The sequence below is a fragment of the Rheinheimera pleomorphica genome (genome assembly GCF_011634895.1).
Lineage (GTDB): Bacteria > Pseudomonadota > Gammaproteobacteria > Enterobacterales > Alteromonadaceae > Alishewanella > Alishewanella pleomorphica.
On record NZ_SIRR01000003.1, the window covers coordinates 226,528 to 244,926 of the forward strand.

Below are 18,399 nucleotides of genomic sequence, written 5' to 3' on the forward strand. Positions count from 1 at the left end.
ACGGCAGGCGAGTAAACAGGACAATAAAAATGAAACTAACGCACCTGAATATGAATTATATTCTGTGGGGCAAGTTAATGAATTCTCACTCGGCAGAAATTATCCAGCTGACCGGTGACATTAATTTTCCCCGGCTTCAGCAGGCCATTACAATCGCTGTTAACAAACAGCCGGTGTTAAGATGTTGCATTAAACGCAAGCTGCTGCGCTACTACTGGCAGCCGTTGCCGGCCGATACGCCTATTGTGATCGAGCGATGCGATTACCGCGGTTTGTCTGATGATGAGCTAAAAGCGAAGATAGCCAGCCATACCTGGTGCCGACAAGCCGATTATCAGGCAGAGCGTCTGGTAAGGTTTTACCTGATTGATGCCGGCAATAACCTGCATTATCTGCAAAGTGTGTCGCATCACGCCGCGGCAGATGCGCAATCCGGCTTTATACTGTTTAAAGACATCGCCAAAATCTATACCGCCTTAACACATGGCGGCGCAGTGGATGACACTGAGCATAAGATTGAAAACCGCGATGTCGGTCGTGTTTATCTGAACAAGTTGCCATTTAGCACAAGGGTGCGCATTTTTTGCCGCGGTATTAAGGCTTTTCTGACCAAGCCGGACTTCGCAGTTTCAGGTTTGGCGTTGCCTGAGCCGCAAACCGACGCCATGCGCTCGATATATACAGATGCCTTGCCGGCGCAACTGTTACCGCAGCTTAAAGCCGCAGCTAAGCACTACAATACCTCGGTTCACGTACTGTTTGTGCTTGCCATGATCAAGTTTAAACAGCAGTTTAATGGCGCTGACGACAAGCTGGGTTTTCAACTGCTGGACGTACTGACATTGCGTCAGTTTGCCGCTGAGAATGTGTCCATGTCGTACGATGCTTATAGCATTAACCACTTCAAAGACTTTTATACCGATAAGCCTGACAACGAAGTAATAGCCGACATTACAGCTTATATTTCAGGCTTAAAACACGGCAAGATCTTTGAAGACTGGTACCAGCAAAAGCTGTGGGTGGGCGCCTTTTTACTGCTGCCAGAATGGCTAAAAACCAAATATGTCGCCAAAGTGCTGGATGACAAGTTAAGAAGCAATATGCTGATTTCTAATCTTGGCGTGTTTAACTTTGACAGCTACACCTTTGGTGATGCCGAAGTGACCGACTTTTTCAGTTTCCCCAATGTAGGGGGCCCGCTTCGGCTGGGCTTTTTCTTCTGCACTTTCAGAGGCCGGCTGAAACTTACGCTGGTGTATGACGCACGTTGTTTCGCGCAGCCGGTTAAACAGGCGGTAATGACGCCCTTTATCCAGGTGCTGCAGCAAATCTGCCAGCCAGCCGCTGACACGGCGGCCGATCGCGCTGATGACACAGGCCTGGAAAAGATAGCCTAAGCCGGCGGGTAACAAATTTTTAGCAACATCAATTTAATCATTAAGGAGAAAAACATGCACTTTTTATATCTGGCGTTAGCGATATGTTCTGAGGTTATCGGTACCACGGCGTTAAAGATGTCGGATGAATTTACCAAACTTACGCCATCTATTTTTGTTGTACTGGGCTATGCATCGGCATTTTACTTCTTGTCGCTGGCGCTGTCGTCAATTCAGGTTGGCGTCGCCTATGCCATTTGGGCCGGGCTGGGCATTGTACTGATTACGCTGATTGGTGCAGTGGCCTTTAAAGAAGTGCCCGATCTGCCGGCCGTGTTGGGTTTGTCGATGATCATTCTGGGTGTGTTTGTGATCAATATCTTCTCTAAAACTGTGACCCACTAAAGGAGTTGTTATGTTTCTGGCCCGGGAAAAATCTACAGTTGAGCAGCTCCTACCAGGACTCTCAGCGGTGCTTAAGGCGAAAACGCTGACAGAGCTTGAAGCTGACGATGGCCGGCAGCTGGTCAGTTACTTACGACAGCATGCTAACCCAGGACTGTTAGTGAGTGCTGAATTAGGTGGTTCGGCGGCTGATCTGGTGTCAGCGGTGCGCATTCATCGTTATGTTGGCAGCTTGTGCCCATCACTGGCGGTGATGATGACAATGCACAATCACACCACCTACTGCCTGTCGAAAGCCATGGACAGCTCGCTGGCCGGCAAAGATCGGCTGCTTAGCAATGTTGCCCGAGACAGGCTGGTATTTTGCTCTGGTTTTGCTGAAGCCAGGCCAGGTGCCAATATTCTCAGCTCTTCTGTCACCTGCGCGCCGAGTAACGGCGGCTTTGTCATTAACGGCAGCAAAAAGCCATGCACTATGGTCGACTTAGCTGACGTTGCCCTGGTGGGTATTGCCAATCCAAATGGCAGTGAGTCAACGGCGCGCGGATTACTGTTGGTCGACAATATGCACGCAGACAATATCGCCAAACGGCCATTTTGGCCAGCGACTATCTTAACAGCGACCAGTAGTAACGAACTGGTATTTAACGACTATCACGCCAGTGCTGAGCATGTTGTGCTGATGGAGGCGGGGGAAAACCCGGAACAAGCCAGACAGGCAATAGAAAACACTGAGCTGTGTGGGCTTAGCTGTTTTCAGCTGCTGATCGCAGCATCCTATCTGGGGGTTGCATCGCGGCTGGCAGCGCTGTGTTTTGCCGGTACGCCGGCCAATGCGACAGACCTGAGTCAGATAGCCAATGAGCTGGAGTCAGCGGCACTGGCGCTGGAGGGAACGGCGGCGCTGATTGATGCACAAGCACCAAGCGAGGAGCTGGTCGCCCTTAGTGTCAGCGTGCGCACTATGGTGGCGCAAGCTATCGACCGGGCTAACCGTCTGGCGCTGATTAGCCTAGGCGGTATGAAGTATTTGGCTAAAGAGGACATCAGGTATTTGTTACAGGTGTCGCAATGCCTGAACTTTCACCCGTTGTCACGCAATGAGTCGGTAGATTTGGTTCAGCAGGTGCTGTGCCAGGTAAGTGACTAAGTAGAGCTGGCCAGACTAAGCGCAATGCCTCGGTCTGGCCTTTCGCACCGGGTGCCCAAATGGCAGCCGGAAAAAAACACATTATCAGGGTTGAGGAGAAGCAGCCGTGTCGCTGATTAATCACTATCGAAAATTTCTAATGGGCAAGCTTGATTTGGAGCTTGATATCGTCAAGTGTGAAAACAACAAAATATATACCCGGGACGGCAGGGTGGTACGCGATTACCTGTCGCAATATGGCGCCCTGCCATTTGGCCATAACCCGGATTTTTGCAGCCAGGCGGTGATAGAACATTTGCAACGCAAAGCGCCGGTGTTTACTCAACCCATCTTTCAGCGTGACACCGAAATCTTTGCCCAGGAGTTAATCGACGTGCTGGGCGGCTGGGCCGGCCATGTGACTTTCACTAACAGTGGTGCCGAGACGGTAGAGGTAGGCTTTAAGCTGGCGCGGATTAAAACCGGCCGCAAGAAAATACTGTCTGTCGACCGCTCCTTCCATGGTAAGACCTATTCTGCGCTGCTGGCGACCAATTCGCGGCGGCATAATATTGAGCATTTACGTAACGACGATAAAAATTTCGATAAGGTCGGGCTGAACGATTTTGCCGCGCTGGAACGCGCGCTGGAGTCTCAGCAGTACGCCGCTTTTATTGTCGAGCCCATTCAGGGCGAAGGCGGTATGCATGTTGCGGATGTGGCCTGGCTGGCACATGCCCGCGAACTGTGCAGTAAATACCGCACCGTGCTCATTTTTGACGAAATACAAACCGGTTTAGGTCGTTCCGGTGGTATTTGCGTGGCGCAGGATATTGGCATCACACCGGATATCTTGTTATTGGCAAAGTCACTCAGTGGCGGCTTAATTCCAACTGGTGCAGCAGTGTACACCAGCGCAGTGTCAACACCGGAGTTTGACCGCAAACACAGCTCAACCTTTGCCAACAATGGCCTGGCCAGTTGTGTTGGCAGAGCAGTGATTAAGCAGCTCAGCAAAGATAACGGCGCAGCACTTGATCATGTTAAAGCGATTTCGGCGCAGGTAGATCAATGCTGTGCCCGCTTGACGCAACAGTTTGCGCAGATTTTTTCCTGGCGCGGCGCCGGCCTGATGCGGGCGTTCCAGTTTAACGATGTCCAGGCCGATGCCAATTACATCGTAACTTACCTGCAAAACAGCGGCTCATTAGCCTGGCTAATTTGCAGCTATTTGCTGAACCGGCATCAGATGCTGGTAATGCCGTTATTGTCGGACAAATGCTCTATCCGGTTTGAGCCGCCGTTAAACAGCTGCGCCGAGGATATTGCCGATTTTTTTGCCGCGATAGAGCAGGTATGCACGCTGATTAAAAATGGTCGTTACGATATTCTGATGGCTGCTCTGATTGACAAGCCATATAGCGAACTGCCGGGCCTGGAGCAGGCCTTTCCGGTTGTGGTGGCGCAGCAAACTGCACCAACACAGCATGCCGGTACCGGCAAAAAACGCGGTAAAACCTTTGCCTTTTTAATGCATTTTACCGTGGTAGATGATTGTGTGCGGATGTTACCCCAGTGTTTTCAGCATAACTTTACCGAGCAGGAAAACCGCTATTTAAGCAGTTTAATTATGGAAGTGGGGGCGGTGGACACCAGCCCGGGGGTGGCCTTGAAGTTTTCTGTTAGCAACGAACAGGCGTTTGCTGATGGCATGATGATCATGAGCCCGATAGCACCGCGCGATATGATGGATTTGTCTGCGGCAGAGAAAGAAAACCTGATCAAAGATTATATTGCCGTGGCACGGCGTGAAGGCGCTGAATTTTTTGGCTTAGGTGCCTACACCTCAGTGATCACACGCGGTGGCGAAAAAATGCTGGATGACATTGACGACTTGTCGTTTACCACCGGCAACAGCCTGACGGCGATAGCCACCACCGAGACGGTGCTGGAGGCATCCGGCCGCAATCTTATCGGCGATGTGATCAGTGTGATTGGCGCCCGGGGGGCTGTCGGCAAGTTGATGGTCAGCGAGCTGGCGCATTGGGGCGACAACATCATCCTGATGGGGCGGCCGGGCACCGAAAAACATCTGTTACAGGAGCTGCTGCCGTCACTTTGTCAGCTGGCTTTCAGCGGCGAACAGCAAGCGCTACCGGGTTCAGTGATCGATAATATCCAGCGTTATGTGCGCCAGGCTATGCCCGCGTTTGCCGACCGTATCGGCGTGGCACCAGCGCTATCCACGGCGGACGTTGCAGCCGTAGCCGAGCGTCTGGTAGCCGACGATGTTGTCAGCAGCCTGGGGCTGAGCACCTGTGATTGCTATAAAACCGCGTTAGAGCAATCCGACTATGTGGTGTCTGCTACCAGTGAAGGCAAACCCTTTTTAAATACCGGGTTTTTAAAACCAGGCGCTATCGCTATCGATACCGCGCGGCCCTTTGACTTTATTGTGCAGCCCGGGCAACGGGTGCAGGTCCTGGAAGGCGGCCTGGTGATACAGCCCGAACCGTTACGCTACGGCGACTGTAATATGGTTGGCCTGCCGGCCGGCGTCAATTTGGCCTGCCTGTCTGAGACCATAGCGCTGGCGATTGAAGGCTGTGAGGGCCGTTTTAGTGTTGGCAAGTCTATCGACTATGCCCAGGCCCGGTACATCACCGACATTGCACGCAAACAAGGCTTCCGGCCACTGGGGTATCCGGCACCTGCACCTGTGGTGAACAAAGCCACCAGTTGCGAGTCGACAGCAAACGAAGAGCCGTTAGTTGAACTGAGTTAAGTCGGTAGATGCCCTGTTTAGCTAACCCGGTTTGCACTTAACGTAGAAGGAGGTGCTGTGAAAATTCTTATTGTAGACAATTACGATAGTTTTACCTTTAACCTGTATCAGTATGTCAGTGAAGTCTTTGCTGTGTTGCCGGTGGTGGTGAAAAACAATGATACTGATGTTGATTATGAAGCCTATGATGCCATCATTATTTCACTCGGTCCCGGCACGCCCAATAAGCAAAATGATATTGGTATCTGTGAAACCATCATAAAACACACCAGCAAGCCATTGCTGGGGATCTGCCTCGGGCATCAGTCTATTGTGGCCTGCATGGGCGGCGAAGTTGACCTGTCCGGTGTGCCTTATCATGGCAGAACCAGTAAAGTGTTGCATGGTGGCAGCGGCGTGTTTGCGAATCTGCCAAACCCGTTAACGGTAGTGCGTTATCATTCGCTCGTTGCTTACCAGCCATTGCCTACAGCATTAATTGCCACCGCTTTTACCGAAGATGGCCTGATAATGGGCGTAGAGCACCGGCACCGGCCGATGTGGGGAGTACAGTTTCATCCGGAGTCAGTGTCTACCGATGCCGGCCGGCAGATTATTGAGAACTTCAGAGCCTTGGTAGAGCAGCACAGCAGCCACACTGGCAAAGTCCGGCGCAATGCACCGCGCTTGCCATCGGAGCCAGGCAGGCTGGCGCTGCCAGAAAAAGCGGTTTGGCATTGTCAGTTTAAGGTGTTGGATTTACCGCTTGATCCGGCGCGGGTATTCAAAAAATTGTTTGGCCAGGCGAAGTACAGCTTTTGGCTGGACACCAGTACAGCGCCTAACACAGAGGGCCGATTTTCGTTTATCGGTGACGCATCCGGCCCGGCGGCATACTGGTTTAGCTACGATGTGCAGGAAAAAGCCGTGTCGATTGACGCTAAAGGGCGGCAAAGTAAACGCCATATGACGTATCAGCAGTTTGTTGCTGAGTCACTGCAGGCCGGGGTCGAGGGCAGCGAAGAGTTACCCTTTGATTTTTGTGGCGGCCTGGTCGGGTTGCAGGGCTATGAGTTAAAAGCAGAAACAGAACCGGTGAACAATAAGCACCGTTCAGGCCAACCTGATGCAGCCGGACTTTTTGTCGACAGCTTTATTGCCTTTGACCATAAAACGGGGCTGATTTACGTTGTGGCGCTGCACAATACCACGGCGACAGACAGCAGCGGCGACGCGGCGACAGCGTGGCTGGAAACGGTATACCAACAGCTGACTGAATTAGCACAACAAGGTGCCGCGTCAGGGCCTGACGAGGCTGCCTTAGCGACGCCTGCAGATGTACCCTGCCAGCCGGTGCAGTTTACGCTGGAAGATGATCACCAGAGCTATATCAACAAGATCGCCCGCTGCATGGATTACATCAGGTGCGGCGAAAGTTACGAAATTTGCTTAACCAACCGTATCCGTACCACGCTGAGCGTTGAGCCATTAGCGCTGTACACGGTGCTGCGACAGATAAACCCGGCGCCACGCTCGGTTTACCTGCATTGTCCGGACTTTTCTGTGCTGAGCTCGTCACCGGAAAAATTCTTTAGCGTAGGCAGAAATGCCGTGGTGGAAGCCAAACCGATTAAAGGCACGCGTAAACGCGGCGCTACCGCGCAGCAAGATGCGGCCTTAATTGCTGATCTGGCCAACAGTGAAAAAGATCAGGCAGAAAACCTGATGATCGTTGATTTGCTGCGCAATGATTTAAACCGGGTGTGCGAGGCGGGTTCAGTTTGGGTGCCCAAGCTGATGCAAATTGAAAGCTATGCCTCAGTGCATCAGCTGGTGTCGACGGTACGTGGGCGTTTAAATGACGAAGCCTCAGTCGCCGGTTTATTTGCGGCTACGTTCCCGCCGGGGTCAATGACAGGCGCACCGAAAACCAGAACGCTGGAGATATTGGATGAGCTGGAATCGTCCGCCCGCGGTATTTATTCCGGCGCTATCGGCTATCTGTCGTTAAATGGTGCCGCTGAGCTTAATGTGGCGATCAGAACCCTGGTAGTGCAGGGCGATCAGCTGGAAATTGGTGTAGGTGGCGCTATTACCTGGTTATCCGATGCGGAAGAGGAATTTGAAGAGATCCTGATCAAGGCGCGGGCACTAATGCGCGCCATTGCTAAGTACGCAACGGGAGATGACAGCCTTTATCGCGTGGTCGGCGCCCAGCCAGCGCAGCGTTTGGCCGTGCAGCCAGAGTTGTCTTCAGATCCTGCTTATCTGAACAAGCAAAAGCATAAACTCAAAGAAGGCGTAGAAGCGTGTTAAAACATCATATTGTATTTGGCGAGTTAAATTATATTCTGCTCAGATTTGCGCTGACACTGTTAGTTGATGACGCGTCTGAGCGGGTATCGCTGGTAATAAAGAAGTCTGCCGGCGATTTTTGTACTGATAATATTGATGATGCTATTTTAGAGGTTGCGACAAAAAACAATATTCTGTTAACTGCTGCGCAGTTGGGTAAGGTGTCGGTATATGAAAGCGACACGGCGCTGGAAATTAATGAGCCGCTGATTGCGATAGAAACTCGGCTGCAGCAGCTGGGCATTTATCACAACAGTATTGTCAGTTGGCTGCTTGATACCACTGGCACGGCGGTTAATCTGTCTGACAGCCGGTATAGCAGCGCCAGCTATGCCACATTATATAAGTATGTGCATCACGATAGCGCCGAAAACACCACTGTGGCACAGCAGCACAGCGCCGCAGTAAGTTTTGCGAATATCTTCGGCCCGGTGGGTTACAGTCAGGATATTATTGATACGCCGCTAAACAATTATATATTCAGTATGATTGATTTTTCAGTGAGCAATAATGTTGGTAAGGTGCGTGCTTATGTCAGCGAAACACTGTATCTGAATTTTTCGTCCTATCAGCATTACTGTGAGCCAATTTTGAATGATGCCCGTGTTAGGGCGGACATCAAACAACAGCCACATCAATATACGATCCCGCTAAAAGACTTTATCTACACTGTGGCAACCGCATTAGGTATAGATGTGGCCTTTATCGATAATGCCGGCGAAGAGTTAAACGGGCAGGAAAAACACTTTGCCACCCTTCTCGATAACGCTGGCCTGGTAACCAGCCACGGGTGTCAGGCCAGAATAGCCGGCATGGCGGAGGTGCAAGCGCAGCGCGCGTTTTTAGCCACGCTGGAGCAGTCGGTGCTTAGAGCTGTGCGCTGGCGCACGGATATCACGGCGGATGCGTTATTGTTTGCCAAAGAAAAGGGCTTTAGCCAGTACTTTAATTTCGCCAGTAAAATTATCGATATAGCAAACCGGATCAACCCTGCTAAAGCGGCAATATGTCATGCTGCCGGCACGCTGAACTATGGTGCAATTGAAAACACGGTAATGCATTGCGTGTCGAACCTGGCAAAGCGCGGTATCACGCCAGGCAGCCGTGTTGCCATCGTCGCCAATGACAGCCCGGCTTTTACCATTACGGTGTTGTCGCTGCTGTACTCAGGTTGTGTCGCCATTATCGTTAATCCTTTACTCAAGTTGTCGACGATTGCGCAGGCACTGTGCTCGGCGCAGGTGAGCACAGTGCTTGCTGATAACGACTTTATCGCGCAGTGGCAGCAGAGCCAGGAGGTGCCGGAGGGCGTTGTTAGCGCCTTAGCCGATATCGACGTGATAGCACCGCTGCATGCTGACAGTGCCCCTGTTGCGCTTAAGTGGCTGCCCGCCAGAACCCGTCCGTTTGACGAAGCAATAGGCATGTTTACTTCCGGTACCACTGGTGTGCCTAAACTGATTATGCACCGGCAACAGGACTTTGTGGTTGCTGCCGAGCGCTATGCTGCGCAGATACTGAACATTAATAGCAGCGACAGGGCGTTCTCGGTGTCAAAAATGAGTTTCGCCTTTGGTTTACATAATTGTTTTAACGCGCTGTTTAATCGCGCAACCGCGATTATCTCCCCGAAAAACCTGGCTATTGACGACATAGTGGCGGCGATAAAATTGTATCAGCCGACCATTTTGTACGCCGTGCCAACGGTTTATCAATTCCTGCTGCAACATGACGCCATAACGCCTGACGACTTTAAAACCGTACGCTGCTTTGTTTCTGCCGGCGATCGTCTGCCGCTAGAGCTAAACCGAAAGTGGCAGGCCAGGTTCGACGCCTGCATTTTAGACAGCCTGGGATCGACGGAAGCCTTTAGTACCTACCTTAGCAATATTCCCGGTTCCAGCCATGCTTTTGGCTGTACCGGCAAACTGGTGCCTGGCTTTGATGGCAAGATTGTCAATGAACGTGGTGTTATCTGCGGCCCCGACGAGGTTGGTACCTTGTGGCTGAAAGGCCCGACGCTGCCCAGCCGGTACGAAAACCATGCCAGCGCCACCGCATCTCGGTTTCGTGACGGCTGGTATTGCACCAACGATATGTTTGTCCGCGATCAGCACGGCTATTTCAGTTTCTTCGGCCGCTCGGATGACGTGGTTAAGGTGTCAGGGCAGTGGGTTGCGCCGCAAGACATCGAAGATGTGTTAGTCGGCCATCCTGATGTGGTGGAAATAGCTGTGATAGCGGTTGGCGATGACGAAACGACCACCCGCACCAAAGCCTTTGTGGTCACGCCCCGGCAGGATCAGGCGCAGTTTACCCAGGAGCTGAAACACTATGCCCGGCAACACCTTGAACGCTGGAAGTACCCGCATTTGTTCCAATTTGTCGATGCACTGCCACGAACGGTCACCGGCAAGTTACAGCGGGAAAAGCTCAGGCAGCTAAGCAGTGCCGTTGTAGAGCAGGTTGAATCAGCCTGAGCCTGCGAGCAGCTTGGCACAGGGCCCCGCGCAGTGGGGCAGTAAATACACTGGATTTATAAATAAATTGTTTATAAAACAAATACCTAATTAAAATATAGAGGATGTCGTCATGACGGATAATGCCATCAAGCTCGAGCTGGCCATTCAGATGTTGTCAGATAAATTATATAACCATTCTTTTTTAGTGCGTTGCCGGCAGGGCGCTATTTCGTTGCCGGAGTTAAAAGCCTTTTTATTGCAGCATGGCCTGTACAGCAGTTATTTTACCCGCTATCTGTGCGCCATGATGGCCAATTTGCCGGCGAATTCGCAGGTGCTGGCATTGGCCGAGAACCTGTTTGAAGAACTCGGCCTGGCGCCTGATAGCCCGACACCGCATCATCTGATTTACAAAGAGATGCTGGATGCTTTTGCTATAAAGCTGGATTCTGGAAAAATAAATCAGGAAACTCAGGCGCTTATCGATTGTATGTTTAAACATTGCCGCGAACTGAACCCGGCTTTAGGCTTAGGCGCGCTCTGTATTGGTGCCGAAGCGATAGTGCCGGCGCTGTACAGTAGTTTGGTGGCTGGCTTCAGACATCACGGCATCGCCGATGAAACCATACAGTTTTTTATTCTGCATATTGAATGTGATGACGGTCATGCTGAAACCCTGCATGACATTATGCTGGAAATTGCCGGTGCCAATGAGTTTCAGCTGGAAAATATGCTCAAAGCCGGCGAAGAGCTGATCCAGGCCCGGCTGAATTTCTTCTCGGCCATTGAACGTCAGGCCGACACGGCTGTGGCGCAAACAAACCTTAATGTCGCGTTTTCCTAAGCCGGCGGAAGTAAAGATGAATAACACCTTTAGTTTAGATAAGCAGTCGCTGATACAACAAAGCCAGGCACAAATGGCTCAACGCCTGCCTGAAGGCCAGTGGAGCGATAAGCAGAAAGTCGCGCTGGCCTGCCGCATCTTGTTTGCCCAGGGCCATGATTCGGGGTTAGCGGGGCAAATTACCGCCCGCAGCGAGCAGGACGGAACCTACTATACCCAGGCTTTTGGCTTTGGATTTGACGAGATTACGCCGGATAACCTGCTGACAGTGAATGCTGATCTGCAAGTGTTGCACGGCGAGGGGATGGCCAATCCGGCAAACCGGTTTCATTCCTGGATCTACCGGGCCAGGCCGGATGTGCGCTGTATTATTCATACCCACCCGCTGCATATTTCGGCGTTATCCATGCTGGAGATCCCGCTTAACATTTCGCATATGGATAGCTGTATGTTGTATGACGAGGTTGCTTTTTTGCCAAAATGGCCCGGGGTGCCTGTGGGTAATGAAGAGGGAGAAATCATCTCAGCGGTGCTGGGCAACAAGCGCGCGGCACTGCTATGCCATCACGGATTGGTCGTGGCGGGCCATTCTATCGAAGAAGCTTGTGTGCTGGCCATTCAATGCGAGCGGGCGGCGAAATTACAGTTGCTGGCGCAGGCGGCAGGCGAGATTAAACAAATTGAACCCGCACTGGCTAAAGAAGCGCACGACTGGATCCTGCAGGACAAGCGTTCGAAAGCAAGCTTTGCCTACTATGCCAGGCGTATGGCCGCTACGATAGACTTTAACCTGTGAACTAAGACGAAACAGGGGGCACAAATTGTGCGCAATGAATTACTGGTCAGGCAACTAACCACTGCTACTGGAACCGCTGAAACTGTGGCAGAGCTTATTGCCTGACACTATGGCTGCGTTTAATCGCGTCAATCATCGCTTGTGCCAGTGGTGAGCTGGCATGATTGTTTGACGTGATCAGCATTACCGGGATCTGGTAACAGTATTTTTGCGGCATTATTGCCTTAAACAGGCCTTTTTCTACCCAATAGCTGGCGTAATGCTCGGGCAGGTAGCCGATAAATTTACCGGATAAAATTAAATGCGCTATGCCTTCGTCGTGATAGGCAATAGCGCTGTTTTGATAGTTTAAGCCGTCGTTACGCCGCTCTTTATCACGCATATAGTTACTGGAGATCACCTCGGCCTGTGGTAGCAGCTTGCTGACGGCGTGAGCGTCGCAAGCAAATAACGGATGGTCACTGCCGCAGTACAGGTAGTTGGTTTCGTTAAATAGCGGCGTGTAATCGAGACCGCGGATTGGGTGGCGGCTAACGCCGATACCAAGCAAAGAGCGGTCATTAGCCACGGCAGTTTCTACCTCGCGCGCTTCACAGACATATAAATCGAACTGAATGCTGTCACTTTTTTGCTTCAGTGCCGCTATGGCCTGAGCGACGCCGCAGCGTGGATCGCTAACCAGCGTATCAATAACTGCCAGACTAACCCGGCCAGAGAGTTTATGTTTTGAGCCGGCAACGGTGCTGGCGAAGGCTTCACACTGCTGCAGTAATTCCAGCGACGCCTGATAGGTAATGCGGCCAGTCTCGGTGAGTTCAAAGCCGCTGCGGCCGCGTTTGCACAGGGTTACACCCAGGCGGATTTCCAGATCCGACAAATGTGCGCTGATGGTAGAGCGGCCAATATTCAGCCGTGATTCTGCCGCTGACAGGCCGCCGCACTCGACGATGGTGACGAAAATTCTCAGTAAACGTAAATCAACGTCTTGTACCTGCATGCTGCGCCCTTTTAGTTCGATAAATCCGGAATGAATTACGAATATTATGTATTTATAAAACTACTGGCGCAAGCTAGCATGGTGGCACAGTAAAGCTGGTTCAGTGCCAATCTTCCTGACTGAAGTGTTGGCTTGAATCGGTTTGCACACGCTAACACGCCGTGAACCCTTCCCTGGGGGCTCGTCTCAGCCCATCCGGGGCTTCAACGGTTAGCTTAGTACAAACCGATTCCGCTCAAACCTTTGGTCGTACTGAACAGACTTAAAACAGTTAAACATCGAGGAGCACAACATGACATTTCGCTATGGTTTAGACCGGATGGATTTAGATATCGTTAATGGTATCGCCGATGGCAGCATTAAGGCCGGGCTGTGTGCAGAAGCCATCGCCAGAATTAACCAAAGCCGCAGCAATGTTGAGGTGATGGCGTCATCTGATAAAGCCATTTACGGTATTAACACCGGTTTTGGCCCCTTGTGCGATACACAAATTTCCCCGGCCGAAACCGCACTGCTGCAGAAAAACCTGCTTATTACCCATGCGGTTGGCGTTGGTGAGCCAATTGCCAAAGCTATTTCTAAACTGATGCTGATCACCAAGGTGCATGCGCTTAGCCAGGGCTATTCCGGCGTGCGCCTCGAAGTGGTTGAGCGGATGCTGAAATTTATTGAGCTGGATTTAATTCCGGTGGTGCCGGAGCAAGGCTCGGTAGGCGCATCCGGCGATTTAGCGCCGTTATCGCACCTATTTTTACCGCTTTTAGGTGAAGGTGAGTTCTGGCACGGTAACGGCAGTATCAGCGCCAAAGAAGCGCTGGCACAACATGGCTTAGCACCGCTAGAGTTGCAGGCCAAAGAAGGCCTGGGCCTGATTAACGGCACCCAATTTATTTTATCGCATGCCATTACGGCGCTGACCAAGATGCGCTATTTGTTAGATTTAGCCGATGTCGCCGGCGCCATGAGTATTGAAGGCATGCAGGGCAGTGGCTCGCCGTTTCGGCCAGAGCTGCATCAAATCCGCGCTTTTGCCGGCAATATCGAAGTGGCCGCGCGGATGCGCCGCTTGTTTAAAGACTCAGAGAATATGGCCTCGCACACCGGTTGTGCCCGGGTGCAGGACCCTTACTCGCTGCGCTGTATTCCGCAGGTACATGGCGCCTCGCGCAATGCCTATAACCATTTAAAAGAGCTGGCCGAGATTGAAATGAACTCGGTAACCGATAACCCTATCGTAATAAGCAGCGAAGAAGCGATATCCGGTGGTGGTTTCCATGGCCAGCCGCTGGCCATGGTGCTGGATTACACCTCTATTGCCGCAGCCGAACTGGGTAATATTTCTGACCGGCGCTGCTACCTGCTGCTGGAAGGTTTACACGGTTTGCCACGTTTGCTGACCAAAGCCGGTGGTTTAAATTCCGGCATGATGATCCCGCAGTATGTGACGGCAGCCTTGGTGACAGAAAATAAATCTTTGTGTTTCCCGCCGTCGGCCGATAGCGTACCCACCTCTATGGGGCAGGAAGATCATGTGTCGATGGGCAGTATCTCAGGCCGTAAGCTAAACCAGATTTTAGGCAACCTGGAAAAAATTCTGGCGATAGAACTGATGTATGCGGCGCAGGCTATTGAGTTTCGCCGGCCAAACAAGTGTTCTGATCTGGTTGAACACAACTTTGCGCTTATTCGCAGCAAAGTGGCGAAATTAGAAGAAGATAGGCTGTTAAAGCCGGATATCGACGCCATGATAAAACTGGTAACCAGCCAGGCCTTTAGCGTTAGCTTTGCACTGAACTAAGAGGGGATCTACATGACTTTTCAGGACCAGATTAAGCAGGGTATTCCCGCTCAGTTACCAGCAGTTAAAGCGTATCCGCTGGATGCCAACCGTGCGCCTAAGCGTAAAGACATTTTAACCACGGCAGAAAAGCAGCTGGCCGTGCGCAATGCACTGCGCTATTTCCCAAAACAGTGGCACAGCGAGCTGGCTGCCGAGTTTGCCAAAGAGCTGAATGATTTCGGCCGCATTTATATGTACCGCTTTAAACCGGATTACGCCATTAAAGCGCGGCCTATCAGCGAGTACCCGGCCAAATGCCAGCAGGCGGCGGCCATTATGCTGATGATTGATAACAACCTTGATCCGGCGGTGGCGCAGCACCCGGAAGAGCTGATTACCTATGGGGGTAACGGCGGTGTATTCCAGAACTGGGCGCAGTACCGTTTAACAATGCAGTATTTAAGCGAGATGGAAAGCGATCAAACGCTGCATATGTATTCCGGCCATCCGATGGGCTTATTCCCGTCATCCGAAGAAGCACCGCGGGTGATTGTTACTAACGGCATGATGATCCCGAATTACTCCAAGCCGGATGACTGGGAGCGTTTTAATGCCTTAGGCGTGACCCAATATGGTCAGATGACGGCCGGCTCCTACATGTATATTGGCCCGCAGGGCATAGTGCATGGCACTACTATTACCGTAATGAATGCGTTTCGTAAGGTGTTGCAACCAGGCGATAGCCCGAAAGGTAAAATTTTCCTCACCGCCGGTTTAGGCGGCATGAGCGGTGCCCAGCCCAAAGCCGGTAATATCGCTAACTGTATTACCGTCTGTGCCGAAGTTAACCCGAAAGCGGCTACCAAGCGCCACCAACAAGGCTGGGTCGATGAGCTAATCGACAATATGGACGCGCTGATCGCCCGGGTAAAACAGGCGCAGGCGAACGAAGAAATCGTCTCTATTGCCTACATTGGTAACGTAGTTGATGTCTGGGAGCAGTTCTACCATAGCGATATTTTTGTGCATTTAGGCTCAGATCAAACTTCGTTGCATAACCCCTGGTCGGGCGGTTACTACCCGGTCGGTATCAGCTACGACGAAGCCAACCGCTTAATTCGCGACGAGCCAGAGCTGTTTAAAGCCAAGGTGCAGGCGACATTAAAACGCCATGCCGACGCGGTAAATAAACATACCGCCAGAGGCACTTACTTCTTTGATTACGGTAATGCGTTTTTACTTGAAGCTTCACGCGCCGGCGGCGATGTCATGGCAGACAACGGCATCGATTTTAAATATCCATCCTACGTGCAGGATATTCTCGGCCCGATGTGTTTTGACTACGGCTTTGGCCCATTCCGCTGGGTGTGTACTTCAGGTAAGCCGGAAGACCTGGATAAAACCGATGCCATTGCTGCAAAGGTGCTGACAGAAATTATGGCGCAGGCGCCGGCAGAAATTCAGCAGCAAATGCAGGATAACATTACCTGGATTAAAGACGCCAAGCAGAACAAGCTGGTGGTGGGCTCGCAGGCACGTATTTTATATGCCGACGCCGAAGGCCGGATGAAAATCGCCAGTGCTTTTAACGACGCCATTGCCCGCGGCGAGATTGGCCCTGTGGTACTGGGGCGCGATCATCACGATGTCAGTGGCACCGACTCACCGTTTCGTGAAACCTCCAACATTTACGATGGCAGCCGTTTTACCGCCGATATGGCGATTCATAACGTGATTGGCGACAGCTTCCGCGGCGCGACCTGGGTGTCTATCCATAACGGCGGCGGCGTCGGCTGGGGCGAGGTCATTAACGGTGGCTTTGGTATGTTGCTGGATGGCAGCATCGAGGCAGACAGACGATTAAAATCGATGCTGTTATTTGATGTTAATAATGGTATCGCCCGTCGCAGCTGGGCACGTAACGCCGAGGCAGATTTTGCCATTAAACGCGAAATGGCCAGAACACCGAAGTTAAAAGTGACGTTGGCGAACCGGGTAGATGATGACGTTTTAGCCGGGTTGTCGTTTTAACCGTGCTGTCAATTTAACCGGACTTTCGGATTAACGACCCTGCGGTGTGGATTATCAACTAAACTGATTGAAATTTAATCAGGATGGTTGAAAATGAAACGCCGCGATTTTCTTACCCAAACCTCACTATTACTCGGCAGCAGCTTGCTGCCGGTGTCTACTTTATTGCAAGCCAGCTCTGAGCTGTCCGCTGCGCCAACAATCAAAACTGCTGACTGGCCCGCATTGCGACAGCAATTTGCGTTAACCCATGACTATATTCATCTGGCGACGTTTTTACTGGCATCGCACCCGAAACCGGTAGCCGATGCGATAGCGCGCCATCGCCGTGCTTTTGACGCCAACCCGGCCGATTACTGGCACGAGCATTTTATGACGATAGATCAGCAAATTGCGCAAGCCGCTGCTGATTATATGGGCGGCGAAGCCTGGCAAATTGCGCTGACCGACAGCACGACTATGGGCTCGGCGCTGGTGTATAGCGGCTTAAAACTGCGCCCCGCTGATGAAATATTGCAAACGGTGCATGATCACTACTCAACCGATTTATCCTTGCAACTGCGCGCCGATCGCACCGGCGCCAAAGTGCGCCAGGTATCTTTGTATGACAATCCGGCGTTGGTGTCGGTAGATGAAGTAGTCACTAAACTGAAAGCCGCTATCACGGCCAAAACCAAAGTTGTGGTGGTAACCTGGGTGCATTCCTCCACCGGAGTAAAACTGCCGCTGCGCGCCATTGCCGATATGCTGGGCGAGCTGAATCAGCGTCGGAGTGAGCCAGATCAGATTATTTTCTGTGTTGACGGTGTGCATGGTTTTGGCATTGAAAATGTCGATGTGTCCACGCTGGGCTGTGATTTTTTTATCGCCGGTACCCATAAATGGATTTTCGGCCCGCGCGGCACCGGTGTGATCTGGGGCAGCCAGCGAGGTTGGGACAACTGCCATGCGGTTATCCCCAGCTTTAGCCGCTCCTACGATGTCTGGCTGGGCGGCAGTACGCAGGATCAGGTGCCGATTGGCGAGCATATGACGCCGGGCGGCTTTCACTCCTTTGAACACCGCTGGGCCTTGCCGGAAGCCTTTAAATTGCACCTGCAGCTGGGTAAAGCACAGGTACAGGCGCGCATTCATCAGCTTAACAGCCAAACCAAGCAAGGCCTGGCTAACATGGCAGGCGTCAAACTGTACACGCCGATGGCAGCGGAATTGTCATCCGGCCTGGTCTGTTTTGACTACAAACAAATGCCACCGGACGACGTGGTAAAAGCCATGCACAAAAAAGGCATTATCATGAGTGCAACACCTTACCGGCAATCTTATGCCCGTTTTGCGCCCAGCCTGATTAATAACGAGCAGGAGATTGAGCGTGCGCTGGCGGCCTTGCAGGCGTTATAAGGCGGAGCCTGACCAGTAAAATAGCAATATTGCCGCATCTGGCATGGCATTGTCTGGCGGTG

General features: G+C 51.8%; 12 protein-coding genes. 11 read left to right on the forward strand and 1 reads right to left on the reverse strand.

Features of this window, described 5'->3' with window-relative positions:
• The first annotated feature begins 29 nt into the window (after positions 1 to 29).
• From EYB30_RS02140 to EYB30_RS02175, 8 genes are all read left to right on the forward strand, one after another.
• Positions 30 to 1,397, forward strand: a complete 1,368-nt coding sequence (locus EYB30_RS02140; RefSeq protein WP_166836560.1) for a condensation domain-containing protein — start codon at positions 30 to 32, stop codon at positions 1,395 to 1,397.
• Between the two features lie 54 nt (positions 1,398 to 1,451).
• On the forward strand, positions 1,452 to 1,781 hold the full coding sequence (locus EYB30_RS02145; protein WP_166836562.1) for a DMT family transporter: 330 nt from the start codon (positions 1,452 to 1,454) through the stop codon (positions 1,779 to 1,781).
• A 67-nt stretch (positions 1,782 to 1,848) separates the two neighbouring features.
• Entirely contained in the window at positions 1,849 to 2,931 is a 1,083-nt protein-coding gene (locus EYB30_RS02150; protein WP_166836564.1) for an acyl-CoA dehydrogenase family protein, read from the forward strand.
• A gap of 106 nt (positions 2,932 to 3,037) precedes the next feature.
• Positions 3,038 to 5,695, forward strand: coding sequence for an aminotransferase class III-fold pyridoxal phosphate-dependent enzyme (locus EYB30_RS02155; RefSeq protein WP_166836577.1), 2,658 nt, complete (start codon positions 3,038 to 3,040; stop codon positions 5,693 to 5,695).
• Between the two features lie 57 nt (positions 5,696 to 5,752).
• Positions 5,753 to 7,990 (forward strand): aminodeoxychorismate synthase component I, encoded by a 2,238-nt coding sequence (pabB, locus tag EYB30_RS02160; protein ID WP_166836579.1) that lies wholly within the window; start codon positions 5,753 to 5,755, stop codon positions 7,988 to 7,990.
• The gene (locus EYB30_RS02165; protein WP_166836581.1) at positions 7,984 to 10,509 is read left to right on the forward strand and encodes an AMP-binding protein; all 2,526 of its coding nucleotides are present in this window, start codon (positions 7,984 to 7,986) and stop codon (positions 10,507 to 10,509) included. The genes pabB and EYB30_RS02165 overlap by 7 nt, the downstream gene beginning before the upstream one ends.
• 112 nt (positions 10,510 to 10,621) lie before the next feature.
• Positions 10,622 to 11,335 carry an iron-containing redox enzyme family protein gene (locus EYB30_RS02170; RefSeq protein WP_166836583.1) on the forward strand — a complete coding sequence of 238 codons (714 nt, stop codon included), beginning with the start codon at positions 10,622 to 10,624 and terminating at the stop codon, positions 11,333 to 11,335.
• Positions 11,336 to 11,351: 16 nt separating this feature from the next.
• A complete protein-coding gene (locus tag EYB30_RS02175) occupies positions 11,352 to 12,131 on the forward strand; it encodes an aldolase (RefSeq protein ID WP_166836585.1) in 780 nt (259 codons plus the stop codon).
• A 94-nt stretch (positions 12,132 to 12,225) separates the two neighbouring features.
• Here EYB30_RS02175 and EYB30_RS02180 read toward each other — a convergent pair whose 3' ends face one another.
• Positions 12,226 to 13,128, reverse strand: a complete 903-nt coding sequence (locus EYB30_RS02180; RefSeq protein ID WP_166836587.1) for a LysR family transcriptional regulator — start codon at positions 13,126 to 13,128, stop codon at positions 12,226 to 12,228.
• Between the two features lie 292 nt (positions 13,129 to 13,420).
• Between EYB30_RS02180 and hutH the strand changes: the two genes are divergently transcribed.
• From hutH to EYB30_RS02195, 3 genes are all read left to right on the forward strand, one after another.
• A complete protein-coding gene (hutH, locus tag EYB30_RS02185) occupies positions 13,421 to 14,926 on the forward strand; it encodes a histidine ammonia-lyase (RefSeq protein ID WP_166836589.1) in 1,506 nt (501 codons plus the stop codon).
• A gap of 12 nt (positions 14,927 to 14,938) precedes the next feature.
• Positions 14,939 to 16,939: a urocanate hydratase gene (locus EYB30_RS02190; RefSeq protein WP_166836591.1), complete on the forward strand. Its 2,001-nt coding sequence runs from the start codon at positions 14,939 to 14,941 to the stop codon at positions 16,937 to 16,939.
• A gap of 93 nt (positions 16,940 to 17,032) precedes the next feature.
• Positions 17,033 to 18,337: an aminotransferase class V-fold PLP-dependent enzyme gene (locus tag EYB30_RS02195; RefSeq protein WP_166836593.1), complete on the forward strand. Its 1,305-nt coding sequence runs from the start codon at positions 17,033 to 17,035 to the stop codon at positions 18,335 to 18,337.
• The last annotated feature ends 62 nt before the right edge of the window (positions 18,338 to 18,399 follow it).